This window comes from Pseudoflavonifractor sp. An187, assembly GCF_002160275.1.
In the GTDB taxonomy this organism is placed as follows: Bacteria; Bacillota; Clostridia; order Oscillospirales; family Oscillospiraceae; genus Enterenecus; species Enterenecus faecium.
This window is the reverse complement of sequence record NZ_NFKG01000010.1, coordinates 42458-64443: the sequence shown is the minus strand read 5'-3', so window position 1 is coordinate 64443 and position 21986 is coordinate 42458. Positions and strand designations below refer to the sequence as shown.

Sequence of the window (21986 nt, the reverse complement as noted above, 5' to 3'; positions counted from 1 at the left end):
CATTTAGTCAAATCCTTCGAAATAGGGATTTTGAGTCATAAGAGAATAGAGGTACTTTTTCAGATCTGCCTCCCCAAACCAGTCGCACGCATCCAACAAATCTTCCTGAGAATCCCCTACATAGGCACTCCGAAATAGCTGCTGGGCCAAACGGTCGTCGTGTTTGAGTTGTTTCAAAAGGGGAGCTTGGACAAACTGATTTCGGCACAGAACGCACATATCCCATCCCAATAGTTGCTCGGCCACCTCTGGTTCCTGGAGGTGACTTTCTGCCGTGTCCAACAGCAGCTTCATCATCTGAACTGCGGTCTGGGGGTCGCTGTCACCGACTTCACATAGGAGATCCTGGGTGTCCATATCCTCCAGCTCCTCCGCCGTCCATCGCCGGACAGCATCGGGGAAGTCCGCAATCAGCAGATCCCGGCAGGCCCACTCGTTTTCGGAGAAGTCCCAGCGGCGCACCATATCCACCAGTTCTGTACGGGTAAAATGGCGTGGTGGAGGCGTAGTGTCCTCCACAGAGACGGTGAAACTCAACGTAATTTTGGGTGTACTTTTTTTGGGGGCCAGCTTGGCCTGTTCAGAGGGAAACAGAGAGGAAATGTTCCCAAAATCCCCACACCAGCCACACTCCCAGCGGTTTCCCCGCACCATGACAGGACTGCCGCAGTGCGGACATCGGATTGTTGCCATACACAAGCCCCCTTTCTTTACCACCATTGTAACCGTTATCTCCCGACGTGGCAAGTGTGGTGCCGACAGACGAAAAAGAAATTTACCTTGATGTAGTTGCAATACGTCTACGCTCATGTCAGCGATGAAATGCGTCAGAGAGCCGCAGACCGCATCGACCGGGGCATTGCCGGGGTGGAGCCGCCCCCCAATCCCAAGCCCAACAGGCCAGCCACAGCCATCCCCTTCCAGGCGGTGAAGGGCAAATACCGCAAGCCGGGAACCGACTGTGTGACCCAGATCAACGACCACCTCTGGGAGGGACGCTACTCCCCAAAAGTAAACGGCAAGCGCATAGCCCGGAACATCTACGCCCCCACGGAGGCGGAATGTGAGGAGAAGCTGGCCGTACTGATCACAGAGATGAAACAGGAACTGGCCCTCCTCAGAGCTAAGAAAACAGCAAGCTGAGAAAAAGCCACACTCCGGAAGGAATACTTCTGGCGTGTGGCTCTTGTATCAATATTTAACTTAATTCGCATCTCTGAGGGGGTCCTCTACGATGGGACAGGCCTTATACAGCTGGCAAGGGTCAAGATCAATACAGGTGCAAGGATCTCGGTTTCCGTCCACATCCCACGCCACCGTATCGTTTAAGACGGTCAGCCGATCCCGGAAGAAGTCGGCATCCTGCAAGGGCGCAAACACGCCACCCTTTTGCACTAGTGGGGATGCGTCCAGAAGCCGCACGGTACCATCGTGGAAATAGACGTAGACAGAGTAATTTTGTCCGGCCACAGCCTGGACAACCTGGGGGATTAACTCCATAGCAGCCTCCTTTCTCAGATCAGGGGGTTCATTCGATGAAGTGGGCATCATCAGCCCTCACCTTCCTGTTCAGCATAGCAAACCAGAGGTATTTTTACAACCAAAATCAGCCCAAACAATTTGGATTTCTCTCTGATCTGGAATCAGAGCGTTATTTTTCCTGTCTGTGACTAAACTGTGGTCAAAACGAATATGTGGTCAGGGCTCGTCCCGTGAATGGCAGAAAAAAGTAAAGAAAAACCGCTGTTTTCTCTCGAAAACAGCGGTTTTTATGGTGGACGATACAGGACTCGAACCTGTGACCCCCTGCACGTCAAGCAGGTGCTCATACCAGCTGAGCTAATCGTCCATTGCTCACGGGAACGAATGCTATTATACATAATACCCCCTTTCTTGTCAACACCTTTTTTTCATGTTATACTCTTTTTATTCTATCCCGAGGTGATCGTATGAAATACGCTCTGATAACCGGCGCCTCCGGCGGCATCGGCGCCGCCACGGCCCGGGCCTTCGCCCAGGCCGGGTACGGCGTGGCCATCCACGCCCACCGCAACGTGGACAAGCTCCACGCCCTGGCCCAGGAGCTCTCCAACCTCTCCGTGCCCGTGCTGGAGGTGTGCGCCGACCTGTCCGACCCCGTCCAGGCCAAAACCATGGTTGACAATGTGTTAGAAAAATTTTGTCAACTTGACATTTTGGTTTGTTGCTCTGGCCTGTCCCATGTGGGTCTGGTCACGGACATTGACCCCCAGCAGTGGAAAACCCTCTTCGGGGTCAACGTGGACGGCATGCACTACTGCTGCCAGGCCGTACTGCCCCACATGGTCCACCGCAAAGAGGGGTGCATCCTCACCGTTTCCTCCATGTGGGGCCAGGTGGGAGCCTCCTGTGAGGTGGCCTATTCGGCCACAAAAGGTGCCGTCATTACCTATACTAAGGCTCTGGCACAGGAAGTTGGCCCTTCAAACATTCGGGTCAACTGCATTGCCCCCGGCGTCATCGCCACCGAGATGAACGCCCATTTATCCCCCGAAGACCTGGAGGCTCTGGCCGACGAGACCCCCTTGGGCCGCATCGGAACGCCGGAGGAATGCGCCGCCTGCGCCCTGTTTTTGGCCTCAGAAGGGGCCTCCTTTGTCACCGGTCAGGTGCTGGCTCCCAACGGCGGCCTGGTAATCTAAGACATTTTGTCGTCAGTATGCAACACAATGACCGTCCCACGTGGACGGTCATTGTTCATTTTATAGGTTGACAATCTTGTGACCCAGGTCTATAATTGTCAACAATCTTACCGATTCTCTTGCAGCGTGTTAAATCGGTAAAATGGGAGGTTGTTACAATGAAAAAGAAGCAGATTGCAGCGATGCTCATGGCAGGCGCCATGTGTATGGGTATGCTGGCCGGCTGCGGCAACAAGGACAATACAGGCAGCAGCGACTCCAACGTGTTCACCGTGGGTGTGGTGGGCCCCCTCACTGGAGACGCCGCCATTTACGGTACCAACGTGGTCAACGCCGCTCAGATTGCTGTGGATGAGATCAACGCCCTGGGCGGTGACATCCAGTTTCAGCTCATCTCCGCCGACGACGTCAACGACCCCGAGACCTCGGTCAACGCCTACAACCAGCTGATGGACAAGGGCATGCAGATGCTGGTGGGCACCGTCACCTCCAAGCCCGCCCTGTCCGTGTCTCCTCTGTCCAATGAGGACCGGGTGTTTACCCTCACCCCCTCCGCCTCCGGTGACGACGTCATTGAGGGCAACGACAACACCTATCAGGTGTGCTTCACCGACTCCAACCAGGGCAGCCGCTCCGCTCAGTACATCGACGAGCACTTTGACGACGCCAAGATCGCCATCATCTATAAAAATGACGATCCCTATTCCCAGGGCATCCGGGACACCTTCGCCGCCGAGGCCAAGACCCGCGGCATGGACGTGGTCTATGAGGGCACCTTCGACAGCTCCAGCCAGACCGACTTCAACGTACAGCTCACCGGCGCACAGTCCGCCGGAGCCGACCTGCTGTTCCTGCCCATCTACTACACCCCCGCCTCCGTCATTCTGACCCAGGCCAACGCCATGGGCTACGCCCCCACCTTCTTCGGTGTGGACGGTATGGACGGCATTTTGACCGCTGACGGCTTCGATGCCTCTCTGGCTGAGGGCGTGTATCTGCTGACTCCCTTCTCCGCCGACGCCCAGGACGAGGCAACCCAGAACTTCGTGAACGAGTACAAAGAGCGCCACAACGGCGAGACCCCCAACCAGTTCGCCGCCGATGCCTATGACGCCGTGTACATCCTCTACGAAGCCATTAAGGCCTCCGGTGTCACCCCCGACATGTCCAACGAGGAGATCTGCGACGGCCTCATCCAGGCCATGGGCGATCTGTCTGTGGCGGGCCTGACCAGCGCCGGGTCTGAGATGACTTGGGACGACAACGGCGCCGTGTCCAAGGACCCCGCCGCCGTCATCATCAAGGACGGCACCTACGTCACTCCCTGACGCAACCATCCAATCCGAATAAAACACAGGGCAGGCTGCCGGGCTCCGGCAGCCACTCTGTATTTCTATCCCAGAAGCCGGCACGGAACCCCTTCCGTTCTGGCTCCTGGAATAGAGGAGAAAAAGAGAGGATCGAGAGCTTATGGAATTTCTATCATACCTGATCACCGGTATCAGTCTGGGCAGCATCTACGCCATCATCGCCCTGGGCTATACCATGGTGTATGGCATCGCCAAGATGCTCAACTTCGCCCACGGCGACGTCATCATGGTAGGCGGCTATGTGGCCTTCTACTCCATGACCTATGCCAGCGGCTCCCTGTTGGGGGATTCTCCCTCAACGGTGGCCACCGGGCTGTCCACGCTGGTGTGCGTGCTGCTGGCCATGGCCGTGTGCACGGTGCTGGGCATCGTCATTGAGGGCCTGGCCTACCGCCCTCTGCGGGAGGCGGGGAGCCTGGCGGTGCTGATCACCGCCATCGGCGTGAGCTACTTTTTGCAAAACGCCGCCCAGCTGCTCTTTGGAGCCAACCCCAAGAACTTCACCCCCGTCATCAGCGGACAGCTGACCTTGTTCGGCGGCCAGCTGCGCATCTCCTATGTGGCTCTGCTCACCGTAGTCGCCTGTATCGTCATCATGGTGTGTCTGACCCTGTTCACTAACCGCAGCAAGATGGGTAAAGCCATGCGGGCCTGCTCGGAGGACAAGGGCGCGGCTCAGCTCATGGGTATCCACGTCAACCGCACCATCTCCATGACCTTTGCCATCGGCTCTGCTCTGGCCGCCATCGCCGGGGTGCTGCTGTGCTCCTACTCCCCGGTGCTGCTGCCCACCACCGGCTCTATGCCCGGCATCAAGGCCTTTACCGCCGCCGTGTTCGGCGGCATCGGCTCCATCCCCGGGGCCTTCCTGGGCGGCATCCTGTTGGGCATCATCGAGTCCATGGCCCAGGCGTACATCTCCACCCAGCTGTCCAACGCCATCCTCTTCGCCGTGCTCATTGTGGTGCTGCTGGTGAAGCCCTCCGGTCTGCTGGGCAAGTACGTGCCTGAGAAAGTGTGAGGTGGCGGATATGAAAAACTACTTCAAAAACATGAAAACCATCACCAAGGTGGACTACGCCACCTATCTGGGCGTCATCGCCGCCTTTGTGATTGTGACCCTGCTCCAGTCCGCTGGAATGCTCACCCGCTCCATGACCGGTATGTTGGTGCCCATCTGCTGCTACATCTGTATGGCGGTGTCGCTGAACCTCACCGTGGGCATTCTGGGTGAGCTGTCCCTGGGCCATGCCGGTTTTATGAGTGTGGGCGCTTTCTCCGGCGTCATCGTGTCCATGAGCCTCCAGAGCTGTGTGCCCAATGAGCTGGTCCGGCTGGTGCTGGCTCTGGTGGTTGGCGCCATTCTGGCCGCTGTGGTGGGCTTTGTGGTGGGTATCCCGGTGCTGCGTCTCCGGGGCGACTACCTGGCCATTGTCACCCTGGCCTTCGGCGAGATCATCAAGGGCATCATCAACTGCCTGCTGGTAGGCTGGGATGAAAACGGGCTCCACATCGCCCTGAACATCGACGGCACCAAGACCATGGACAGCCTGCACCTGGAGGAAGGCGCCATCCAGATCATCAAGGGCGCTCAGGGAGCCGCCGGTAACCACCGCATTGCCACCTTTACCGCCGGATTTGTGCTGGTGATGATCACCCTCATCATCGTGCTCAACCTGGTGCGCAGCCGCACCGGACGGGCGGTTATGGCCATCCGGGACAACCGCATTGCCGCCGAGAGCGTGGGCATCAACGTCACCAAATACAAGCTCATCGCCTTTGTCACCTCCGCCGCCCTGGCGGGTGCCGCTGGCGCGCTGTTCGGCCTGAACTACTCCAGCGTCAGCGCCGACCAGTTCGACTTCAACACCTCCATCCTGGTGCTGGTGTACGTGGTGCTGGGCGGTCTGGGCAACATCTGGGGCTCCATCATCGCCACCGTGGTGCTGTACGTCCTGCCTGAGGCCCTGCGTGAATTCTCCGACTACCGCATGTTGGCCTACGCCGTGGTCCTCATCCTGGTGATGCTGGCCACCAACAACGAGCGCTTCAAGGCGGCTCTGAGCCGTGTGATTCCCAAGAGAAGAAAGGGGGCCGCCGTCAATGGCTAAAAAAGTGTTTGAAAAGGGGAAAATGGTCCCCGTCCCCAGCCACTCCATCATCCCTGAGCGTGACCTGTACAAGTCCCCCATTCTGGAGTGCAGCCACTTGGGCATCGACTTCGGCGGTCTGGCGGCGGTGAAGGACTTCAACATCACCGTGGGCCGCACCGAGATCGCCGGACTCATCGGCCCCAACGGTGCCGGCAAAACCACCGTGTTCAACCTGCTCACCAAGGTCTACCACCCCACCCGGGGCACCATTCTGGTGGACGGCATGGACACCGCCGGAAAGACTCCCGCCCAGGTCAACCGCATGGGCATCGCCCGTACCTTCCAGAACATCCGGCTGTTTAACAACCTGTCCGTGGAGGACAACGTGAAGATCGGCCTCCACAACCAGACCCGATACAATGCCCTGTCCGGCATCCTCCGCCTGCCCAACTACTGGAAACAGGAGAAAATGGCCCACGAGAGCGCCATGGAGCTGCTGTCCATCTTCGACATGCAGGATCTGGCGGGTCACAAGGCTGGCTCCCTCCCCTACGGTGCCCAGCGGCGGCTGGAGATTGTCCGGGCCCTGGCCACCAACCCCTCCCTGCTGCTGCTGGACGAGCCGGCGGCGGGCATGAACCCCTCCGAGACGGTGGAGCTGATGGAAAACATCGTGAAAATTCGTGACACCTTCCACATTGCCATCATGCTCATTGAGCACGACATGAACCTGGTCATGGGTATCTGCGAGGGCATCTGCGTGCTCAACTTCGGCCAGATCATCGCCAAGGGCACCGCCGAGGAGATTCAGAACAACCCGGTGGTCATCGAGGCCTATCTGGGCAAACAGAAGGAGGGCTAAGACCATGCTGAAGGTCAACGACATCAACGTCTATTACGGCGCCATCCACGCCATCAAGGGAGTGTCCTTTGAGGTCAATGACGGCGAGATCGTCACCCTCATTGGCGCCAACGGGGCGGGTAAAACCACCACCTTGCAGACCGTCTCCGGCCTGCTCCACTCCCGCACCGGCTCCATTGAGTTTATGGGGGAGAATATCATGGGCCACCCCGCCCACAAGCTGGTGGGCAAGGGCCTGGCCCAGGTCCCTGAGGGACGCCGGGTCTTCCTCCAGATGACGGTGGAGGAGAACCTGGAGATGGGCGCTTACAGCCAGCCCAAGTCCACCGTGGCAGGTGGTCTGGAACGGGCCTATGAGCTGTTCCCCCGCCTGAGCGAACGCCGCCGTCAGGTGGCGGGCACCCTGTCCGGCGGCGAGCAGCAGATGCTGGCCATGGGTCGAGCCCTCATGTCCAACCCCAAGCTGCTGATGCTGGACGAGCCGTCCATGGGTCTGGCCCCCATCCTGGTGGAACAGATCTTTGACATCATCCGCTCTCTCCACAAGGCGGGCACCACCATTTTGCTGGTGGAGCAGAACGCCCAGATGGCCCTGTCCGTGGCCGACCGGGCCTACGTACTGGAGACAGGCAAGATCGTCTCCACCGGCACGGGCGCCCAGCTGCTCAATGATGAATCCGTAAAGAAAGCTTACTTGGGCGGATAGCCCTCCGAAATATGCAAGCATATTTCGGAAAAAGTTGCAGCCCGCTGCATGCACCCTTGGGTCAAAGGACGACCCAAGGCCACACTGGCGGGCTGAGAGATGTTTTTTCCGATGCACATGTCCCCGAAAAAAACGGATTTCAATTTATTTTCCCGCCCCCGGGCGGGAAAACTCTGCCGAGGGCTTTTTACCCATAAAAGATCATTTATTTTTCTTGGTAAACTTGTGTTTTTTCCCCATCTGAGACGATGCAGAACCGAACTGGTCTGCATCGTCTTTTTTGCGTGGAAGGTTGTCCTCTCTCCGTTGCATTGACAATGTACAAAATACGCACTATAATTGTAGTGCAAGGAGGGATTGATATGGATACCAATATGACCTTTCGCATGGACAGCCAGACCAAAGCACAGATGACCGAAATTTGTGCACAGCTGGGAATGACCCCGTCCACTGCCTTTAATATCTTTGCCAATGCCTTTGTGCGCACCGGCGGTATGCCCTTTGCCGTAACGCTGGACGCTCCCGCCCCGGTGACACGGGCACAGATGTTGGCGGATGCCGACGCCCTTTTGGATGCGTTTTCTGCCGACTATAAGAGGATGGCAGAATGATCTGGGTCACCGCAGAGGATGTGATTGCCATCCACTCCCGGGTTATCCAGAAAAGCGGTGGCATAGATGGATTGCGAGATCGTTCTGTTTTGGAATCTGCCATCTCCGCCCCGCTCCAATCCTTTGGTGGAGTGGAACTGTTTCCGGGAGAGATTGATAAAATTGCCCGTATTGGCTTTGGCTTGGCATCCAACCACGCCTTCTTGGATGGAAACAAGCGCATCGGAGCCATGGTGGTCCAGCTGCTGTTAAAATGGAATGGGTACACCCTTCGATTACAGGAAGGGGAACTGGCGGATATGTTTATCAGTATCGCCAGTGGAACGGCAAAGGAACCCGATCTGCACCAATGGATTCAACAACATCTCATATAAACAGGGCCTGTCGCAGAATGGAAAAATTCTGCGGCAGGCCCTTTTTTGCCCGGGAAAGGGCAAACAGTTCTAAATGTTCATAAAATGTGGCTCTGTTCAGCTCAAATGTGTACAACAAACCAGACCCAGGCGGTCCACCTGCGTCTATGTGGAAAACTTTTCTGTTTTGCGGGGGCTACGAGGTCATTTTCATGGACACACGGGTCTGGAGCCTGCCCTGTTCCCGCTTCATCCACAGCTTTTTCAGATCAAAGGCCAGGGCCAGCAGGAACAGCTCTGTGCGGATGTTGGCCTTGCCCCAGGTCAGAAAGCGGCGGAATCCAAAGTCGTTTTTCAGCAGGCCAAACGCGCCCTCCACCTGGATGGAGCGGCAAAGACACAGATGGATCCCACGTTCCGTCCTGATATTTTTCTCTGCCTGCTCCCGTTTTTCCCAGAAGGTTTTCCGCAGTACAAGTTCCTTGGGCTTGTCCGGGTCCTTGGCCCGGCAGCACTGTGCCCGGCAGGGACAGCCGCTGCAATCTTCGCACCGGTACCAGGCGGTGGATACCAGCTGTTCGTCCCGGACTTCTGTGGCCTCCCGCCGCAGATGCAGCTTCCTGTCCTGGGCGCAGGTGAAGCTGTCCTCTTCGGGGTTATATTCCATGTTCTCAATGCGGCCCACCTGCTTTTGAAATTTTTTTGTCCTCTTCTGGTCGTAGTTGGTGGGCTTTATGAAGCACATCTGGCCGTTCTGCTCCAGGTACAGATAGTTCTCCAGGCTTTCATAACCCGCGTCCGTCACTACTTCCTCGTAGCGGGTCCGGTGCCATTGAGACAGCTGCTCCAGCATGGGACGCAGCGTCCTCACATCTGTGCGGTCTGAAAACGCTTCTATTCCGGTGATATATTCGCTGTTCACGGCAATTTGAACATTATATCCCGGCTTCAGCTGACCATTTCTCATATGGTCCTCTTTCATCCGCATGAAGGTGGCCTCCGGGTCGGTTTTGGAATAGCTGTTGCGTCCTTCCCCCATGGTGGAGAGCATTTCTTCATACCGCTCCCACCGCTCCAGAAGGGTCTGCTTTTCCTCCCAGTCCCGCTGAGCCTGACTCTTACGGCTGCCTTTCCCGCTGACAAACTCAATCCCCTTGGCTTCCTCTTGCAGCAGAGCGCGCACGGCCGCGGATGTGGTCAATCCGGTCAGGGCTTTTAGCTTCTCCTTCACCCGGGCCAGCTGCTTTTCCACGCTCTTCCGCCAGACAAACGTATACCGTCCCGCACGGCTTTCCAGCTTCGTCCCGTCCAGGAACACCGCTTTGTGATCTGTTTCCCCCATCCCCTCCAGCTTCCGCACAAACTGGTAGAACAGGTCCTCCACTGCTTCTTTGCACCGCCCCGTGCGAAACCGCGAAAGCGTGCTGTAATCCGGAGCTTTTCGGTCCTCCAACAGCCATCTGAAGTCGATCCGGTACTGACAGGCCTCCTCCAGTTTCCGGCTGGAGTAGATCCCGCACAGATAGCCGTGTACCAATACCTTGAACAACACCCGGGGCTCCGCCGCCGATTTTCTCCCTTTGGAAGAATACGCTTCATACAGTTTCCCGTACTCCAGTTCCTCAAGCTGGGCGTTTAGCAGACGGACAGGTGCGTTCTCCGGTATCATCATTTCTGAATTTAGAGCAAGTACCAGTTGACCGTGGTGCTCATATACCCTATACTGGTCTTGCTTTTCTTTTTTTCGCACAAATTAAGAGTAAAGCAACGAGCGAGGTTTGGAAACCCTTTCGGGCTCCAAACCTCGCTCGTTTTTATGGCCTCATTTTGCAACGGACCCTTGTAAGTTCTTATGCCATGGGCAGCTCCACCGAAAAGGTGTTCACCCCGTGCTTGCTGGTGGCCCAGATGCGTCCCCCGTGGCGCAGGACAATGCTCTGGGCGATGGCCAGCCCCAGGCCGAAGCTGCCGGTGCGGGTGCGGGCCCGGTCGATGCGGTAGAAGCGCTGGAAGATGTGGGCCAAATCCTCCGGCGGAATCTCGGGGCCGGGATTGGCCACAGACAACACGCACTTCCGCCGCCCCTCTCGGCGCAATTCCACCACCGTCTTGCCTCCGGGGTTGGAGTATTTTCTGGCGTTGTCCAGGAGGATGTCCACCACCTGGCGCAGCTCCACCTGGTTGCCCCGCACGGTGACGTGCTCCTCCTCCCGACTGTCCAGGGCCAAGCCCTGCTCAAAAAAGACCACCTCATAGCTCATGGTCTCCTGGTCCACCAGCTCGCCCAGGTCCACGTCCTCATACTGGGCCTGGCTCTCTTGGTGGTCCCCCTTGGCCAGCTCCAGCATCTGCTCCAGCAGGGTGCGCATACCCCTCCATATACCTGTTACACTGTCTCTACAGTATACTACTCCTCCAACCTGAAAGGTAGCTGAAAGGGCGGATGTTCACAGATCATTTACAGGTGAAACACCATCTTTTCAGGGTGGCTTCAGAGATGCATGGTATCTTTTTGGCACAATCATCCCGGAACCGCGCACAGCATCCACGCCGTGGCAGCTGCTGCGGATGTGCCAACACCAGCTGTGACCGCCACCCTGACCCGGGGTGTTCTCTCATATATCAAAACACTGACGCACAGTCCAAAATGGCGGACTGTGCGTCAGACAATTCTATGGGGTTTTTAGCGGCCCATGACAAAGAGGTTGGACTCGGTGGAGAAGTTGGAGGCGGAGAAGAGCACCAACACCTGGTCGATGTGGTTCTCCTCCACGTACTGCTGCACCGAGTTGAGGTTGTAGCGCACGTCAAACAGGTGCACTTCCTGCCAGCTCTGGGCCAGGAAGGGGGCCAGAGCGTCGGAGTAGGAGTCCCGAATCACCAGCAGCTTGCCGCCCATTGCCTGGGGATTTTCCAACACGGCCAAAGGCTTGTTGCCCCCCAGGAACATGGAGTACTTGTCCTTTTTCTCCAAATAACTCTTGTCGTACAGCACCCCGCGCTCAGGCTGGCCCTTGGGATAGGCCGTCACGGTGATGCCCTCTTCGCTGACCCAGGTGTAGATCTCGTCTGGTTTCACCCAGCCCGCTCCGCTGGAGGAGTAGGTGGTGCCGTAGAAAGAGTCGCTCACTCGGGTGGGCTCCCCTTCCGGGGTCACCGTCTCCACCCCCATGGCCTGGTTCAGGGCCTCATAGCCCTGGAAGGCTCCGAAGAGGCTCCAGTGGTGGTCGGTGCGGTAGAACACATCGTCCCCGCTGAAGGCATCCCGCAGGTCAATGTCCGTCACGTCCTCCCCGGTGAGGTCCATGGACTCCTGAATGGTGGACCCGTCGTCCACCAGGGGTGCCCGGTGGGGCAGGCGGTCCGCCCACACGTAGCTCTTGTCGGGGATGAGGGCGAAGTACACGGGCACGTCCACGTTGGCCCCCAGCTGGTTGACGTAGCCCACCCGACGGGCCAGGTCGTCCTCCGATGGCTTGGTGTACTGGGCAAAGAGGGTCTGGCCATCGGTGCCCAGGTAGACCCCGTTGTTCTCCTGCTTGCCCACCAGCCGCTCGCACCAGGCCTTGAGCTGAATCCAGCCGTCCCGCAGGGGGAACTGGTCGATGACGTACTGCTCAAAGTCCTTCATAAACTCGCCGGACTTCAAGGTGGACAATGTGGGGGCCTCGAACTTGGCCAGATAGCGGTTCTCCTGCTGGGAAAAGTCCCGGTCGGGGGAAATCAGCAGCGCGGCCCCAAAGCCAAAGATGAACACGCAGAAGAGAGCGGTAATGAATGCAGCATACTTTTTACTCACAGCGGTTCACCTCCTTAGAATCGGAAATAGAGGAAGGGGTTGTAGGTGCCGTCCACCAGATAGGCAGTGGCCACCACAAGGGCCAGGCACACCAGCACCGGCAGGGCGGGCTTCCACACCTTGGCGGGAATCTTGTGCCACACCTTGGAAGCCAAGGGAGTGGCGGCCACACAGGCGACCACCAGCATGGGCAGGTAGTTGAAGAGGTAGTACAGGGCATCCCCATTCACCAGACTCACGCCGATACCGAACATGGCCTTGAGATAGAGGCCCATGGCGGTGAAGTCCTCCACGGCGAAGATGGCCCAGCCCACCACCACGATGAAGATCCCGTAGAGGTGCGCCAGTGCGGCGGGGGCTTTTTTCAGGTACTTGCCCAGCCACAGCTTTTCCAGCATGATGAAGACGAAATAGTACAGACCCCAGATGAGGAAGTTCCAGCTGGCTCCGTGCCAGATGCCGGTGGCGGCCCACACGATGAGCAGGTTGAACATCAATCGGCCCTTGCCCACCCGGTTGCCGCCCAGGGGGATATACAGATAATCCCGGAACCAGTTGCCCAGGGAAATGTGCCACCGCCGCCAGAACTCGGTGGCGGATTTGGAGATATAGGGGTAGTTGAAGTTCTCCATAAACTCAAAGCCCAGCATCCGACCCAGGCCGATGGCCATGTCCGAATACCCGGAGAAGTCAAAGTACAGCTGGAGAGAGAAGGCAACAATGCCCAGCCATGCTCCCAGGGTGGTCAGCTCCGCCCCCGGTGTGGCCAGATACACGTCCCACAGCTTGCCCAGGTTGTTGGCCAGCAGCACCTTCTTGGCCAGGCCCACGCAAAACCGCTGCACACCCAGGGCAAACCGCTCCACGGTGTGGTCCCGCTGCTCCAGCTGGGCATCCAAGTCCTTGTACTGGAGAATAGGCCCGGCAATGAGCTGTGGAAACAAGGTGACGAAGGTGCCAAAGGTGATGAGGTTCTTCTGCACCCGGGAGTCCCCCCGGTACACATCGATGGTGTAGCTCATGGTCTGGAAGGTATAGAAGGAGATGCCGATGGGCAGCTCCAGCCCCAGCTGGGGCATCACGTCCAGCCCCAGACTGGCCAGAGACCCGGCAATAAAGTCCCAGTACTTGAAAAAGCCCAGCAAAGCCAGGTTGAACACCACGGAAAGAGCCACAGCAATCTTGGCCCCCCGCTGGTTTTCCCTTTGTTTGCATCGGGTCACCACCAGGCCAAATACATAGTTGGCGGTGATGTTGACCAGCATGATGATGATATACACCGGCTCGCCCCAGCCGTAAAAAATCAGGTTTACCACCATCAGCACCAGATTTCTCCACTTCAAAGGAGAAATATAGTACAAAAGCAGCACCATGGGCAGATATAAGAACAAAAAATAAGGGGTAGAGAATACCACGGCAGTCACCTCAGTTGACAAAATCGCTCTTTATAAGGTAACACGGGGTGCTGCCAAATGCAACACCCCGTGTGGGCCTGTTGGGTAGCCTGGCTAAAATTCTGCCAAATGCTCAAATTGTGAGGGCGCAACAGGCGGTTGACCGGAACAATTAGGCAAACAGGCCGTTGAACGCCTCCACGATGGCGTCCTTGTCAGTGCTGACCACCAGGGCCACATAGTTGCCCTTCTCCACGATCTCGGCGTTGTTCTGCCAGATCTCAATGGTCTCAGGGTAGAAGGTGCCGCCGTTGAGCATGTTGTCAATGCGGGCCTGGAAGATCTCCTTGACCTTGGCCACGTCATCGGCGTTCCTGGTCTGCACCAGCACCATCTCGGTGTTGTTGATGCTCATCATGGACACGTAGGGCAGGCACTGCTCCAGGTCCAGGTCGCTCAGGCCGGCGTAGCTGGTGTCCAGAATCTGCTTGCCCATGTCCTCGTTGGTGTCCAGCAGGGGGGGCATCAGCTGCTCGGAGACGTACTTCTCCGCAAAGGCGGCCAGGTCCACGGGCTCGGGAGTGGCGGTGGGCTGGCTGGCGGTGTTGCCGCAGGCAACCAGGGCGACGGCCATCATGGCGGCCATGGCAAGCGTCACGATCTTCTTCAACATGTTGCAGTTCTCCTTACTTTATATGGTTTCTTAATTTCTCTGGCGGGTCAGGCCTCCCTGTCCTCGCCGTACACTTGGACGCATGAGGTAAGCCAAAAGTTCCCTATCTGCACAAAATTTTTCACTTTCCATTTTCAGTAAGTATCTTGCAAGATGTAAAATCTATATTTTTGTTAAATTTTATCAATAGTTAAAATATGTATTGTTAAAAAATCCACTATTTTATGCGATTTTCATAGTTTTTTCTTTGGCTCGAAAAAAAGTTATTTTTTTTGCTGTTTTCCCCATTTTTTCTCTTGTAATTTGGTTCATAAACGAATATAATGTCCATGGTTGAAGGAGGAGATTATGGTCAATATTGTTTTGGTGGAACCTGAAATTCCACAGAATTGCGGAAATATCGCTCGCACTTGTGCAGCCACCCGCTGCCATTTGCATTTGATCGAACCTCTGGGATTCGACATCAGTGAAAAAGCCGTGCGCCGGGCCGGACTGGATTACTGGCCTATGGTGGAGTTGACGGTATACCGCGATTTGGACGACTTTTTCTCCCAACATCCCCAGCCCGAGCTGTGGCTGGCCACCACAAAAGCGCCCCGGGACTACTCTGATGTGTCCTTTTCCGACGGTTGTTGGCTGTTTTTCGGCAAAGAGACCGCCGGACTGCCCCAGTGGCTGCGGGAGCGCTACCGGGACCGCTGCATCCGCATCCCCATGCGGGAGGATGCCAGAAGCCTGAACCTGTCCAACTCGGTGGCCATCCTCACCTACGAGGCCTTGAAACAGCAAGGCTTTCCCGGCTTGTCCGGGAAAGGCTCGATGGCCAAGGCCGAGTGAGCCCGCCCCCGGCGGGCCGCCGCTGGTGCGGCGGAGCAGGACGGAATTCACTTCCGGCCTGCGCATATAAAATCCTCGGGGGTCCCCACAAAACAGGTTTTGTGGGGGTAGCCTGAAACAGCAAGGCTTTCCCGGCTTGTCCGGGAAAGGCTCGATGTCCCAGGCCGAGTAAGCCCGCCCCCGGCGGGCCGCCGCTGGTGCGGCGGAGCAGGACGGAATTCACTTCCGGCCTGCGCATATAAAATCCTCGGGGGTCCCAACAAAACAGGTTTTGTGGGGGTAGCCTGAAACAGCAGGGCTTCCCTGGTCTGTCTGGGACAGGCAGTATGGCTGAGGACGGATGATTTTTGTTCGCAATGGGATTGCGAAAGCGCAGGGTGTCCCCCACCCTGCAACCCAATTTTATATACCATTAAGGTAATATTTTCCCTGTTACTTTGAAAGGAGCCTGAACATGAACTACAACAAAAAGACTGTCAAGGATCTGGATGTAAAGGGCAAAAAGGTGCTGTGCCGCTGCGACTTCAACGTCCCCCAGGACAAGGCCACCGGTGCCATTACTGACGACAAGCGTATCGTGGCTGCTCTGCCCACTCTGAAGTACCTGCTGGAGCAGGGCGCTGCTGTCATCGCCTGCTCTCACCTGGGCAAGCCCAAGGGCGAGCGGAAGGAGTCCCTGACTCTGGCTCCTGTTGCCAAGCGCCTGAGCGAGCTGCTGGGCTGTGAGGTCATCTTCGCCAACGACACCATCGGTGAGGACGCCAAGGCCAAGGCCGCTGCTCTCCAGCCCGGTCAGATCATGCTGCTGGAGAACCTGCGCTTCGACATCCGCGAGGAGAAGAACGATCCTGAGTTCGCTAAGGCTCTGGCTGATATGGCTGATCTGTACGTGTCCGACGCCTTCGGCACCGTGCACCGCGCTCACGCCTCCACCGCTGGCGTGGCCGCTTACCTGCCCGCCGTGTCCGGCTTCCTGATCGAGAAGGAGCTGGAGATCATGGGCGGCGCTCTGGCCAACCCCAAGCGTCCCCTGGTTGCCATTCTGGGCGGCGCCAAGGTCTCTTCCAAGATCGGCGTCATCAACAACCTGCTGGACATCGCTGACACCATCATCATCGGCGGCGGCATGGCCTACACCTTCATCAAGGCTATGGGCGGCACCGTGGGCACCTCCCTGCTGGAGGAGGACCGTCTGGACTACTGCAAGGAGATGATGACCAAGGCCAAGGAGAAGGGCGTGAAGTTCCTGCTGCCCGTGGACACTCTGTGCGCTGCTGAGTTCTCCGCTGACGCCACTCCCGAGCTGGTGGACACCATGGCCATTCCCGACGACCGCATGGGCATGGACATCGGCCCCAAGACCATCGCTCTGTTCTCCGACGCCGTGAAGGACGCCGGCACCGTGATCTGGAACGGCCCCATGGGCGTGTTCGAGTTCCCCGCTTTCGCTGAGGGCACCCGCGCTCTGGCCAAGGCTCTGGCCGAGACCAACGCCATCACCATCGTGGGCGGCGGCGACTCCGCTGCTGCTGTGGCTCAGCTGGGCTTCGCCGACAAGATGACCCACATCTCCACCGGCGGCGGCGCCTCCCTGGAGTTCCTGGAAGGCAAGGAGCTGCCCGGTGTGGCCTGCCTGCTGGACAAGTAATTAACGAAGCGTTGAGGATAGACGCATAGGGCCGCTAAGACCAGAGCGGATGGGCAAAGCCCAGGGGTGGCGCACTTACCACCCCGGGTTTGCCCGGAGTCGGCGGGCTTAGTGGCCCGGCCATGCGTCCAATCCGAGCGTGACAAAAGAAGCGTTGAGGATAGACGCATAGGGCCGCTAAGACCAAAGCGGATGGGCAAAGCCCAGGGGTGGCGCACTTACCGCCCCGGGTTTGCCCGAAGTCGGCGGGTTTAGTGACCCGGCCATGCGTCCAATCCGAGCGTGACAACAAGAAGCGTGAGGATAGACGCATAGGGCCGCTAAGCCCCGTGCGGATGGGCAAAGCCCAGGGGTGGCACACCTGCCGCCCCGGGTTTGCCCGGAGTCGGCGGGCTTAGAGGCCCGGCCATGCGTCCAATCCGAGCGTGATCCCCATATGCCCCACCCCTATACAGAAAGGACGACTCAATCTTATGAACCTGAAATATCGTAAGACCATCATCGCCGGCAACTGGAAGATGAACAAGACCCTGTCCGAGACCCGCGCCTACGCCGAGGCCATCAAGCCCCAGCTGGGCAAGCACAAGTGGTGCGAAGTGGTGCTGTGTGTTCCCGCTGTGAACATCCCCGGCGCCGTGAAGCTGTTCAAGGACACCCGTCTGGCCATCGGCGGCGAGAACTGCCACTACGAGGCCTCCGGTGCTTTCACCGGTGAGGTCACCGTGGAGATGCTCAAGGAAGTGGGCGCTAAGTACGTCATCATCGGCCACTCCGAGCGCCGTCAGTACTACAACGAGACCGACCTGACCGTCAACAAGAAGGTCCACGCCGCCCTGGAGGCCGGTCTGCGTCCCATCGTGTGCGTGGGCGAGAGCCTGGAGCAGCGCGAGCTGGACGTCACCGAGGAGCTGATCACCTATCAGGTGAAGATCGCTCTGGCTGGCCTGACTGAGAGCCAGGTGCGCCGCGTGGTCATCGCCTACGAGCCCATCTGGGCCATCGGCACCGGCAAGACCGCCACTGCCGAGCAGGCTGGCGCTGTGTGCTCCCACATCCGTGGCGTGATCCGCAAGCTGTACGGCGCCCGCGTGGCCCGTGCCGTCACCATCCAGTACGGTGGCTCCATGAACGCCAAGAATGCCGCTGAGCTGCTGGCTCAGCCCGACATCGACGGCGGCCTCATCGGCGGCGCTGCCCTGAAGCCCGACGACTTCATGGCTATCATCAACGCTGCTAACCAGGAAGCGTAAGGATAGACGCATAGGGCCGCTAAGGACAGAGCGGATGGGCAAAGCCCAAGAACGGTGTACCTTCCGTTCTGGGTTTGCCCGGAGTCGTCGGGCTTAGAGGCCCGGCCATGCGTCCAATCCGAGCGTGACAACAGGAAGCGTAAGGATAGACGCATAGGGTCGCTAAGCCCAGAGCGGATGGGCAAAGCCCAGGGGCGGCGCACTGACCGCACCGGGTTTGCCCGGAGTCGGCGGGCTTAGAGGCCCGGCCATGCGTCCAATCCGAACGTGACAACAAGAAGCGTGCGGATAGGCGCATAGCCAAACACTTTGATATTGTGAGGCTTAGTCATGAAAACTCCTACTACTCTCATCATCATGGACGGCTTCGGCATCTCCTCCTGCCAGAACAAGCCCGGAGACAACGCCATTGCCGCCGCCAAGACCCCCAACCTGGACAAGATCTTCGCTGAGAATCCCCATTGCCGCCTGTCCGCCTCCGGCCTGGACGTGGGCCTGCCCGACGGACAGATGGGCAACAGCGAGGTGGGCCACACCAACATCGGCGCTGGCCGCGTGGTGTTCCAGGACCTGCCCCGCATCTCTCTGGACATTGAGAAGGGTACCTTCTTCCAGAACGCTGCCTACGTGGGTGCCATGGACGCCTGCAAGGAGAAGGGCACTGCCCTGCACCTGTACGGCCTGCTCAGCGACGGCGGCGTGCACTCCCACATCACCCACCTCTTCGCTCTGCTGAAGATGGCCAAGGAGCGTGGCCTGACCAAGGTCTATGTCCACTGCTTCCTGGACGGCCGTGACGTGCCCCCCTCCTCCGGCAAGAGCTACGTCGAGCAGCTCCAGGCCAAGATGAAGGAGCTGGGCGTGGGCCAGATCGCCACCGTCATGGGCCGCTTCTACGCCATGGACCGTGACAACCGCTGGGAGCGCGTGGAGCGCGCCTATCAGGCCATGGTCTACGGTGAGGCTCCCTTCTGCGCCGATGCCGCTCAGGCTGTGCAGGAGTCCTATGATAAGGGCGTCACCGACGAGTTCATGGAGCCCGTGGTGTGCACCAAGGGCGCCGAGATCGGCGAGGGCGACTCCATCATCTTCTACAACTACCGTCCTGACCGCGCTCGTGAGATCACCCGCAGCTTCGTGGACCCCGAGTTCACCGGCTTTGAGCGCAAGAAGGGCTTCTTCCACGTGCAGTACGTGTGCACCACCGAGTATGACGCCACCATGCCCAACGTGGTGGTGGCCTACCCCCGTGAGAAGCTGTCCAACATCTTCGGTGAGTATATCTCCCGCATGGGCCGCACCCAGCTGCGCATTGCTGAGACCGAGAAGTACGCTCACGTCACCTTCTTCTTCAACGGCGGCGTGGAGCAGACCTTCCCCGGCGAGGATCGCTGCCTGATCCCCTCCCCCAAGGTTGCTACCTACGACCTGCAGCCCGAGATGAGCGCTGCTGAGGTCACCGAGGAGTGCGTCAAGCGCATCGAGAGCGGCAAGTATGATGTCATCATCCTCAACTACGCCAACTGCGACATGGTGGGCCACACCGGTGTGTTTGACGCCGCTGTGAAGGCCGCCGAGGCCGTGGACGCTGGCGTGGCCAAGGTTGTGGCTGCCACTGCTGCCATGGGCGGCGTGTCCATCATCACCGCCGACCACGGCAACGCCGAGCACATGCTGTCCGAGGACGGCACCCCCTTCACTGCCCACACCACCAACCTGGTGCCCTGCTGCCTGGTGGGTGCGGACGTGAAGCTGCGTGACGGCCGCCTGGCCGACCTGGCTCCCACCATGCTGGACCTCATGGGCCTCAGCAAACCCGAAGAGATGACCGGTGAGACCCTGATCGTCCACTAAGCACCACTTTTGTGGTTATCCGGTGGACAGGCCCGCCTGGACCTGTCCACCTGAAGATAACATTCTCTACGATTTGAAAGGAGATTGATTCCCATGAAAAACATGATCGAAATCGTTGACGTCGTCGCTCGCGAAATTCTGGACTCCCGCGGCAACCCCACCGTTGAGGTTGAGGTGACCCTGGACGATGGCACCGTGGGCCGTGCTGCTGTGCCCTCCGGCGCTTCCACTGGTATCTACGAGGCCTGCGAGCTGCGTGACGGCGACAAGAGCCGCTACATGGGCAAGGGTGTGGAGAAGGCTGTTGCCAACGTCAACACCGAGATCGCTGAGGCTCTGATCGGCATGAACGTTCTGGATCAGCCCGCCATTGATAAGACCATGATCGACCTGGACGGCACCCCCAACAAGACCCGTCTGGGCGCCAACGCCATCCTGGGCGCTTCTCTGGCCTGCGCTAAGGCCGCTGCTCAGTCCCTGGGCACCAGCCTGTACAACTACATTGGCGGCGTGAACGCCAAGATCCTGCCCATGCCCATGATGAACATCCTCAACGGCGGCGCTCACGCCACCAACAACGTGGACATCCAGGAGTTCATGATCATGCCCGTGTCCGCTCCCTCCTTCCGTGAGGCTCTGCGCCGCTGCGCCGAGGTGTTCCACACCCTGAAGACCGTTCTGAAGGAGAATGGCACTCCCGCCGCTGGCGTGGGTGACGAGGGCGGCTACGCTCCCAACCTGAAGAAGGACGAGGACGCTCTGAAGGTGATCGTCCAGGCCATCGAGAAGGCCGGCTACAAGCCCGGCGAGGACTTCATGATCGCCATCGACGCCGCCGTGTCCGAGTGGTACAACGAGGAGACCGGCTGCTACGACCTGCCCAAGGCCAAGAAGACCATGACCAAGCAGCAGATGGTCAACATGTGGAAGAAGTTCGCCGACAACTACCCCATCATCTCCCTGGAGGACGGCATGGGCGAGAACGACTGGGAAGGCTGGGGCATGCTCACCAAGGCCATCGGCGACCGCGTCCAGCTGGTTGGCGACGACCTGTTCGTGACCAACGTGTCCCGTCTGTCCACCGGCATTGAGAAGAAGGTTGCCAACGCCATCCTGATCAAGGTCAACCAGATCGGCACCCTGACCGAGACCCTGGACGCCATCCAGATGGCTAACCGCGCTGGCTACACCGCCGTCGTCTCTCACCGTTCCGGCGAGACCGAGGACACCACCATCGCTGACATCTCCGTGGCTCTCAACGCTGGCCAGATCAAGACCGGCGCTCCCAGCCGCACCGACCGTGTTGCCAAGTACAATCAGCTGCTCCGCATCGAGGAGGAGCTGGGCGATGCCGCTCAGTACCTGGGCCGCGATGCTTTCTTCAACCTGCGCTAATCGGTCATACTTCAATGACAAACAAGCCCCTGACTCTCTCACGAGAGCCAGGGGCTTGTGCTTTTGTGGCGTAGGCAGAGGGACTCACCTTCTACATAGCCTAGTTTCAGGGTAGCCAGCCTGGTGGGGAGGCTACCCGCTGGGGGCTTTCACCGTTCATCGTTTGCCGGCGCAGGCTTGCAAGCCTGGCTTTGCTCCGCAGGGTGACTTTCTCCCCGATGAGAAAGTCACCAAAGAATCGCTTAGGGCTTTCCCCCCTAAGGACCTCCCTGGGGTACCAGGCTGGAACTGCGTCCAGTTGCTTTTCGGCCCGTCACTCCTGCTATTCTCCTGTCACTGCCACCAACCCAGGCCACTCTGGGCAGCTGGCCCTACGGCTAGGCGGTGCCTACGTCCGGGCCTACTCTGGCAGAGCGGTGTCTTAGCCACCGCCGGGTGACACCACCGCCCCCCTGGTAGA

At 58.6% G+C, this 21986-nt stretch carries 21 protein-coding genes and 1 tRNA gene; 14 read left to right on the top strand and 8 right to left on the bottom strand.

Annotation, left to right across the window (positions count from 1 at the left end; all coding sequences use genetic code 11):
* Positions 1-3 precede the first annotated feature (3 nt).
* Positions 4-693 (bottom strand): hypothetical protein, encoded by a 690-nt coding sequence (locus tag B5F22_RS06345; RefSeq protein WP_087391848.1) that lies wholly within the window; start codon positions 691-693, stop codon positions 4-6.
* A 129-nt stretch (positions 694-822) separates the two neighbouring features.
* Here B5F22_RS06345 and B5F22_RS06340 point away from each other — a divergent pair, with 129 nt between their 5' ends.
* Positions 823-1143, top strand: coding sequence for a hypothetical protein (locus B5F22_RS06340; RefSeq protein WP_204210535.1), 321 nt, complete (start codon positions 823-825; stop codon positions 1141-1143).
* Between the two features lie 60 nt (positions 1144-1203).
* Here the strand turns inward: B5F22_RS06340 and B5F22_RS06335 are convergent, their stop codons facing one another.
* Together B5F22_RS06335 and B5F22_RS06330 are read right to left on the bottom strand one after the other, a co-directional pair.
* The gene (locus B5F22_RS06335) at positions 1204-1500 is read right to left on the bottom strand and encodes a DUF2442 domain-containing protein (protein WP_087391846.1); all 297 of its coding nucleotides are present in this window, start codon (positions 1498-1500) and stop codon (positions 1204-1206) included.
* Positions 1501-1772: 272 nt separating this feature from the next.
* A tRNA-Val gene (locus B5F22_RS06330) sits at positions 1773-1849 on the bottom strand.
* A 100-nt stretch (positions 1850-1949) separates the two neighbouring features.
* On the opposite strand from B5F22_RS06330, the gene fabG reads away from it, so the two are divergent.
* The 8 genes from fabG (at position 1950) to B5F22_RS06290 (ending at position 8697) form a co-directional block, all read left to right on the top strand.
* Positions 1950-2681: a 3-oxoacyl-ACP reductase FabG gene (gene fabG, locus B5F22_RS06325; protein ID WP_087391843.1), complete on the top strand. Its 732-nt coding sequence runs from the start codon at positions 1950-1952 to the stop codon at positions 2679-2681.
* A 158-nt stretch (positions 2682-2839) separates the two neighbouring features.
* Positions 2840-4009 (top strand): ABC transporter substrate-binding protein, encoded by a 1170-nt coding sequence (locus B5F22_RS06320; RefSeq protein ID WP_087391841.1) that lies wholly within the window; start codon positions 2840-2842, stop codon positions 4007-4009.
* A 142-nt stretch (positions 4010-4151) separates the two neighbouring features.
* Positions 4152-5072, top strand: coding sequence for a branched-chain amino acid ABC transporter permease (locus B5F22_RS06315; protein ID WP_087391839.1), 921 nt, complete (start codon positions 4152-4154; stop codon positions 5070-5072).
* A gap of 10 nt (positions 5073-5082) precedes the next feature.
* Positions 5083-6162, top strand: a complete 1080-nt coding sequence (locus tag B5F22_RS06310) for a branched-chain amino acid ABC transporter permease (RefSeq protein ID WP_087391837.1) — start codon at positions 5083-5085, stop codon at positions 6160-6162.
* Positions 6163-6184: 22 nt separating this feature from the next.
* Positions 6185-7006, top strand: coding sequence for an ABC transporter ATP-binding protein (locus B5F22_RS06305; protein ID WP_242954919.1), 822 nt, complete (start codon positions 6185-6187; stop codon positions 7004-7006).
* A 4-nt stretch (positions 7007-7010) separates the two neighbouring features.
* A complete protein-coding gene (locus tag B5F22_RS06300; protein WP_087391834.1) occupies positions 7011-7712 on the top strand; it encodes an ABC transporter ATP-binding protein in 702 nt (233 codons plus the stop codon).
* Positions 7713-8074: 362 nt separating this feature from the next.
* Positions 8075-8323 (top strand): type II toxin-antitoxin system RelB/DinJ family antitoxin, encoded by a 249-nt coding sequence (locus tag B5F22_RS06295; protein WP_158096639.1) that lies wholly within the window; start codon positions 8075-8077, stop codon positions 8321-8323.
* Positions 8320-8697, top strand: coding sequence for a type II toxin-antitoxin system death-on-curing family toxin (locus B5F22_RS06290; protein WP_087391830.1), 378 nt, complete (start codon positions 8320-8322; stop codon positions 8695-8697). Before B5F22_RS06295 ends, B5F22_RS06290 begins: the two co-directional genes overlap by 4 nt.
* 175 nt (positions 8698-8872) lie before the next feature.
* On the opposite strand, the gene B5F22_RS06285 is transcribed toward B5F22_RS06290, so the two are convergent.
* The 5 genes from B5F22_RS06285 to B5F22_RS06265 all read right to left on the bottom strand — a co-directional run bounded on the left by B5F22_RS06285 (position 8873) and on the right by B5F22_RS06265 (position 14542).
* Positions 8873-10426, bottom strand: a complete 1554-nt coding sequence (locus B5F22_RS06285) for an IS1182 family transposase (protein ID WP_087391828.1) — start codon at positions 10424-10426, stop codon at positions 8873-8875.
* Between the two features lie 100 nt (positions 10427-10526).
* On the bottom strand, positions 10527-11045 hold the full coding sequence (locus B5F22_RS06280; protein WP_087391826.1) for a HAMP domain-containing sensor histidine kinase: 519 nt from the start codon (positions 11043-11045) through the stop codon (positions 10527-10529).
* 314 nt (positions 11046-11359) lie between these two features.
* The gene (locus B5F22_RS06275) at positions 11360-12475 is read right to left on the bottom strand and encodes a DHHW family protein (RefSeq protein WP_087391824.1); all 1116 of its coding nucleotides are present in this window, start codon (positions 12473-12475) and stop codon (positions 11360-11362) included.
* Positions 12476-12489: 14 nt separating this feature from the next.
* Positions 12490-13890 carry an MBOAT family protein gene (locus B5F22_RS06270; RefSeq protein WP_087391822.1) on the bottom strand — a complete coding sequence of 467 codons (1401 nt, stop codon included), beginning with the start codon at positions 13888-13890 and terminating at the stop codon, positions 12490-12492.
* Between the two features lie 151 nt (positions 13891-14041).
* Positions 14042-14542, bottom strand: a complete 501-nt coding sequence (locus B5F22_RS06265) for a DUF4358 domain-containing protein (RefSeq protein WP_087391821.1) — start codon at positions 14540-14542, stop codon at positions 14042-14044.
* Between the two features lie 348 nt (positions 14543-14890).
* Here B5F22_RS06265 and B5F22_RS06260 point away from each other — a divergent pair, with 348 nt between their 5' ends.
* The 5 genes from B5F22_RS06260 to eno all read left to right on the top strand — a co-directional run bounded on the left by B5F22_RS06260 (position 14891) and on the right by eno (position 21526).
* Positions 14891-15379, top strand: coding sequence for a tRNA (cytidine(34)-2'-O)-methyltransferase (locus B5F22_RS06260; protein ID WP_204210533.1), 489 nt, complete (start codon positions 14891-14893; stop codon positions 15377-15379).
* A 454-nt stretch (positions 15380-15833) separates the two neighbouring features.
* Positions 15834-17027, top strand: coding sequence for a phosphoglycerate kinase (locus B5F22_RS06255; protein WP_087391819.1), 1194 nt, complete (start codon positions 15834-15836; stop codon positions 17025-17027).
* Between the two features lie 473 nt (positions 17028-17500).
* Positions 17501-18277 carry a triose-phosphate isomerase gene (tpiA, locus tag B5F22_RS06250; protein ID WP_087232630.1) on the top strand — a complete coding sequence of 259 codons (777 nt, stop codon included), beginning with the start codon at positions 17501-17503 and terminating at the stop codon, positions 18275-18277.
* 330 nt (positions 18278-18607) lie between these two features.
* Positions 18608-20131 (top strand): 2,3-bisphosphoglycerate-independent phosphoglycerate mutase, encoded by a 1524-nt coding sequence (gene gpmI / locus B5F22_RS06245; protein WP_087391817.1) that lies wholly within the window; start codon positions 18608-18610, stop codon positions 20129-20131.
* Between the two features lie 93 nt (positions 20132-20224).
* Positions 20225-21526, top strand: coding sequence for a phosphopyruvate hydratase (gene eno, locus B5F22_RS06240; RefSeq protein ID WP_087369863.1), 1302 nt, complete (start codon positions 20225-20227; stop codon positions 21524-21526).
* Positions 21527-21986 lie beyond the last annotated feature (460 nt).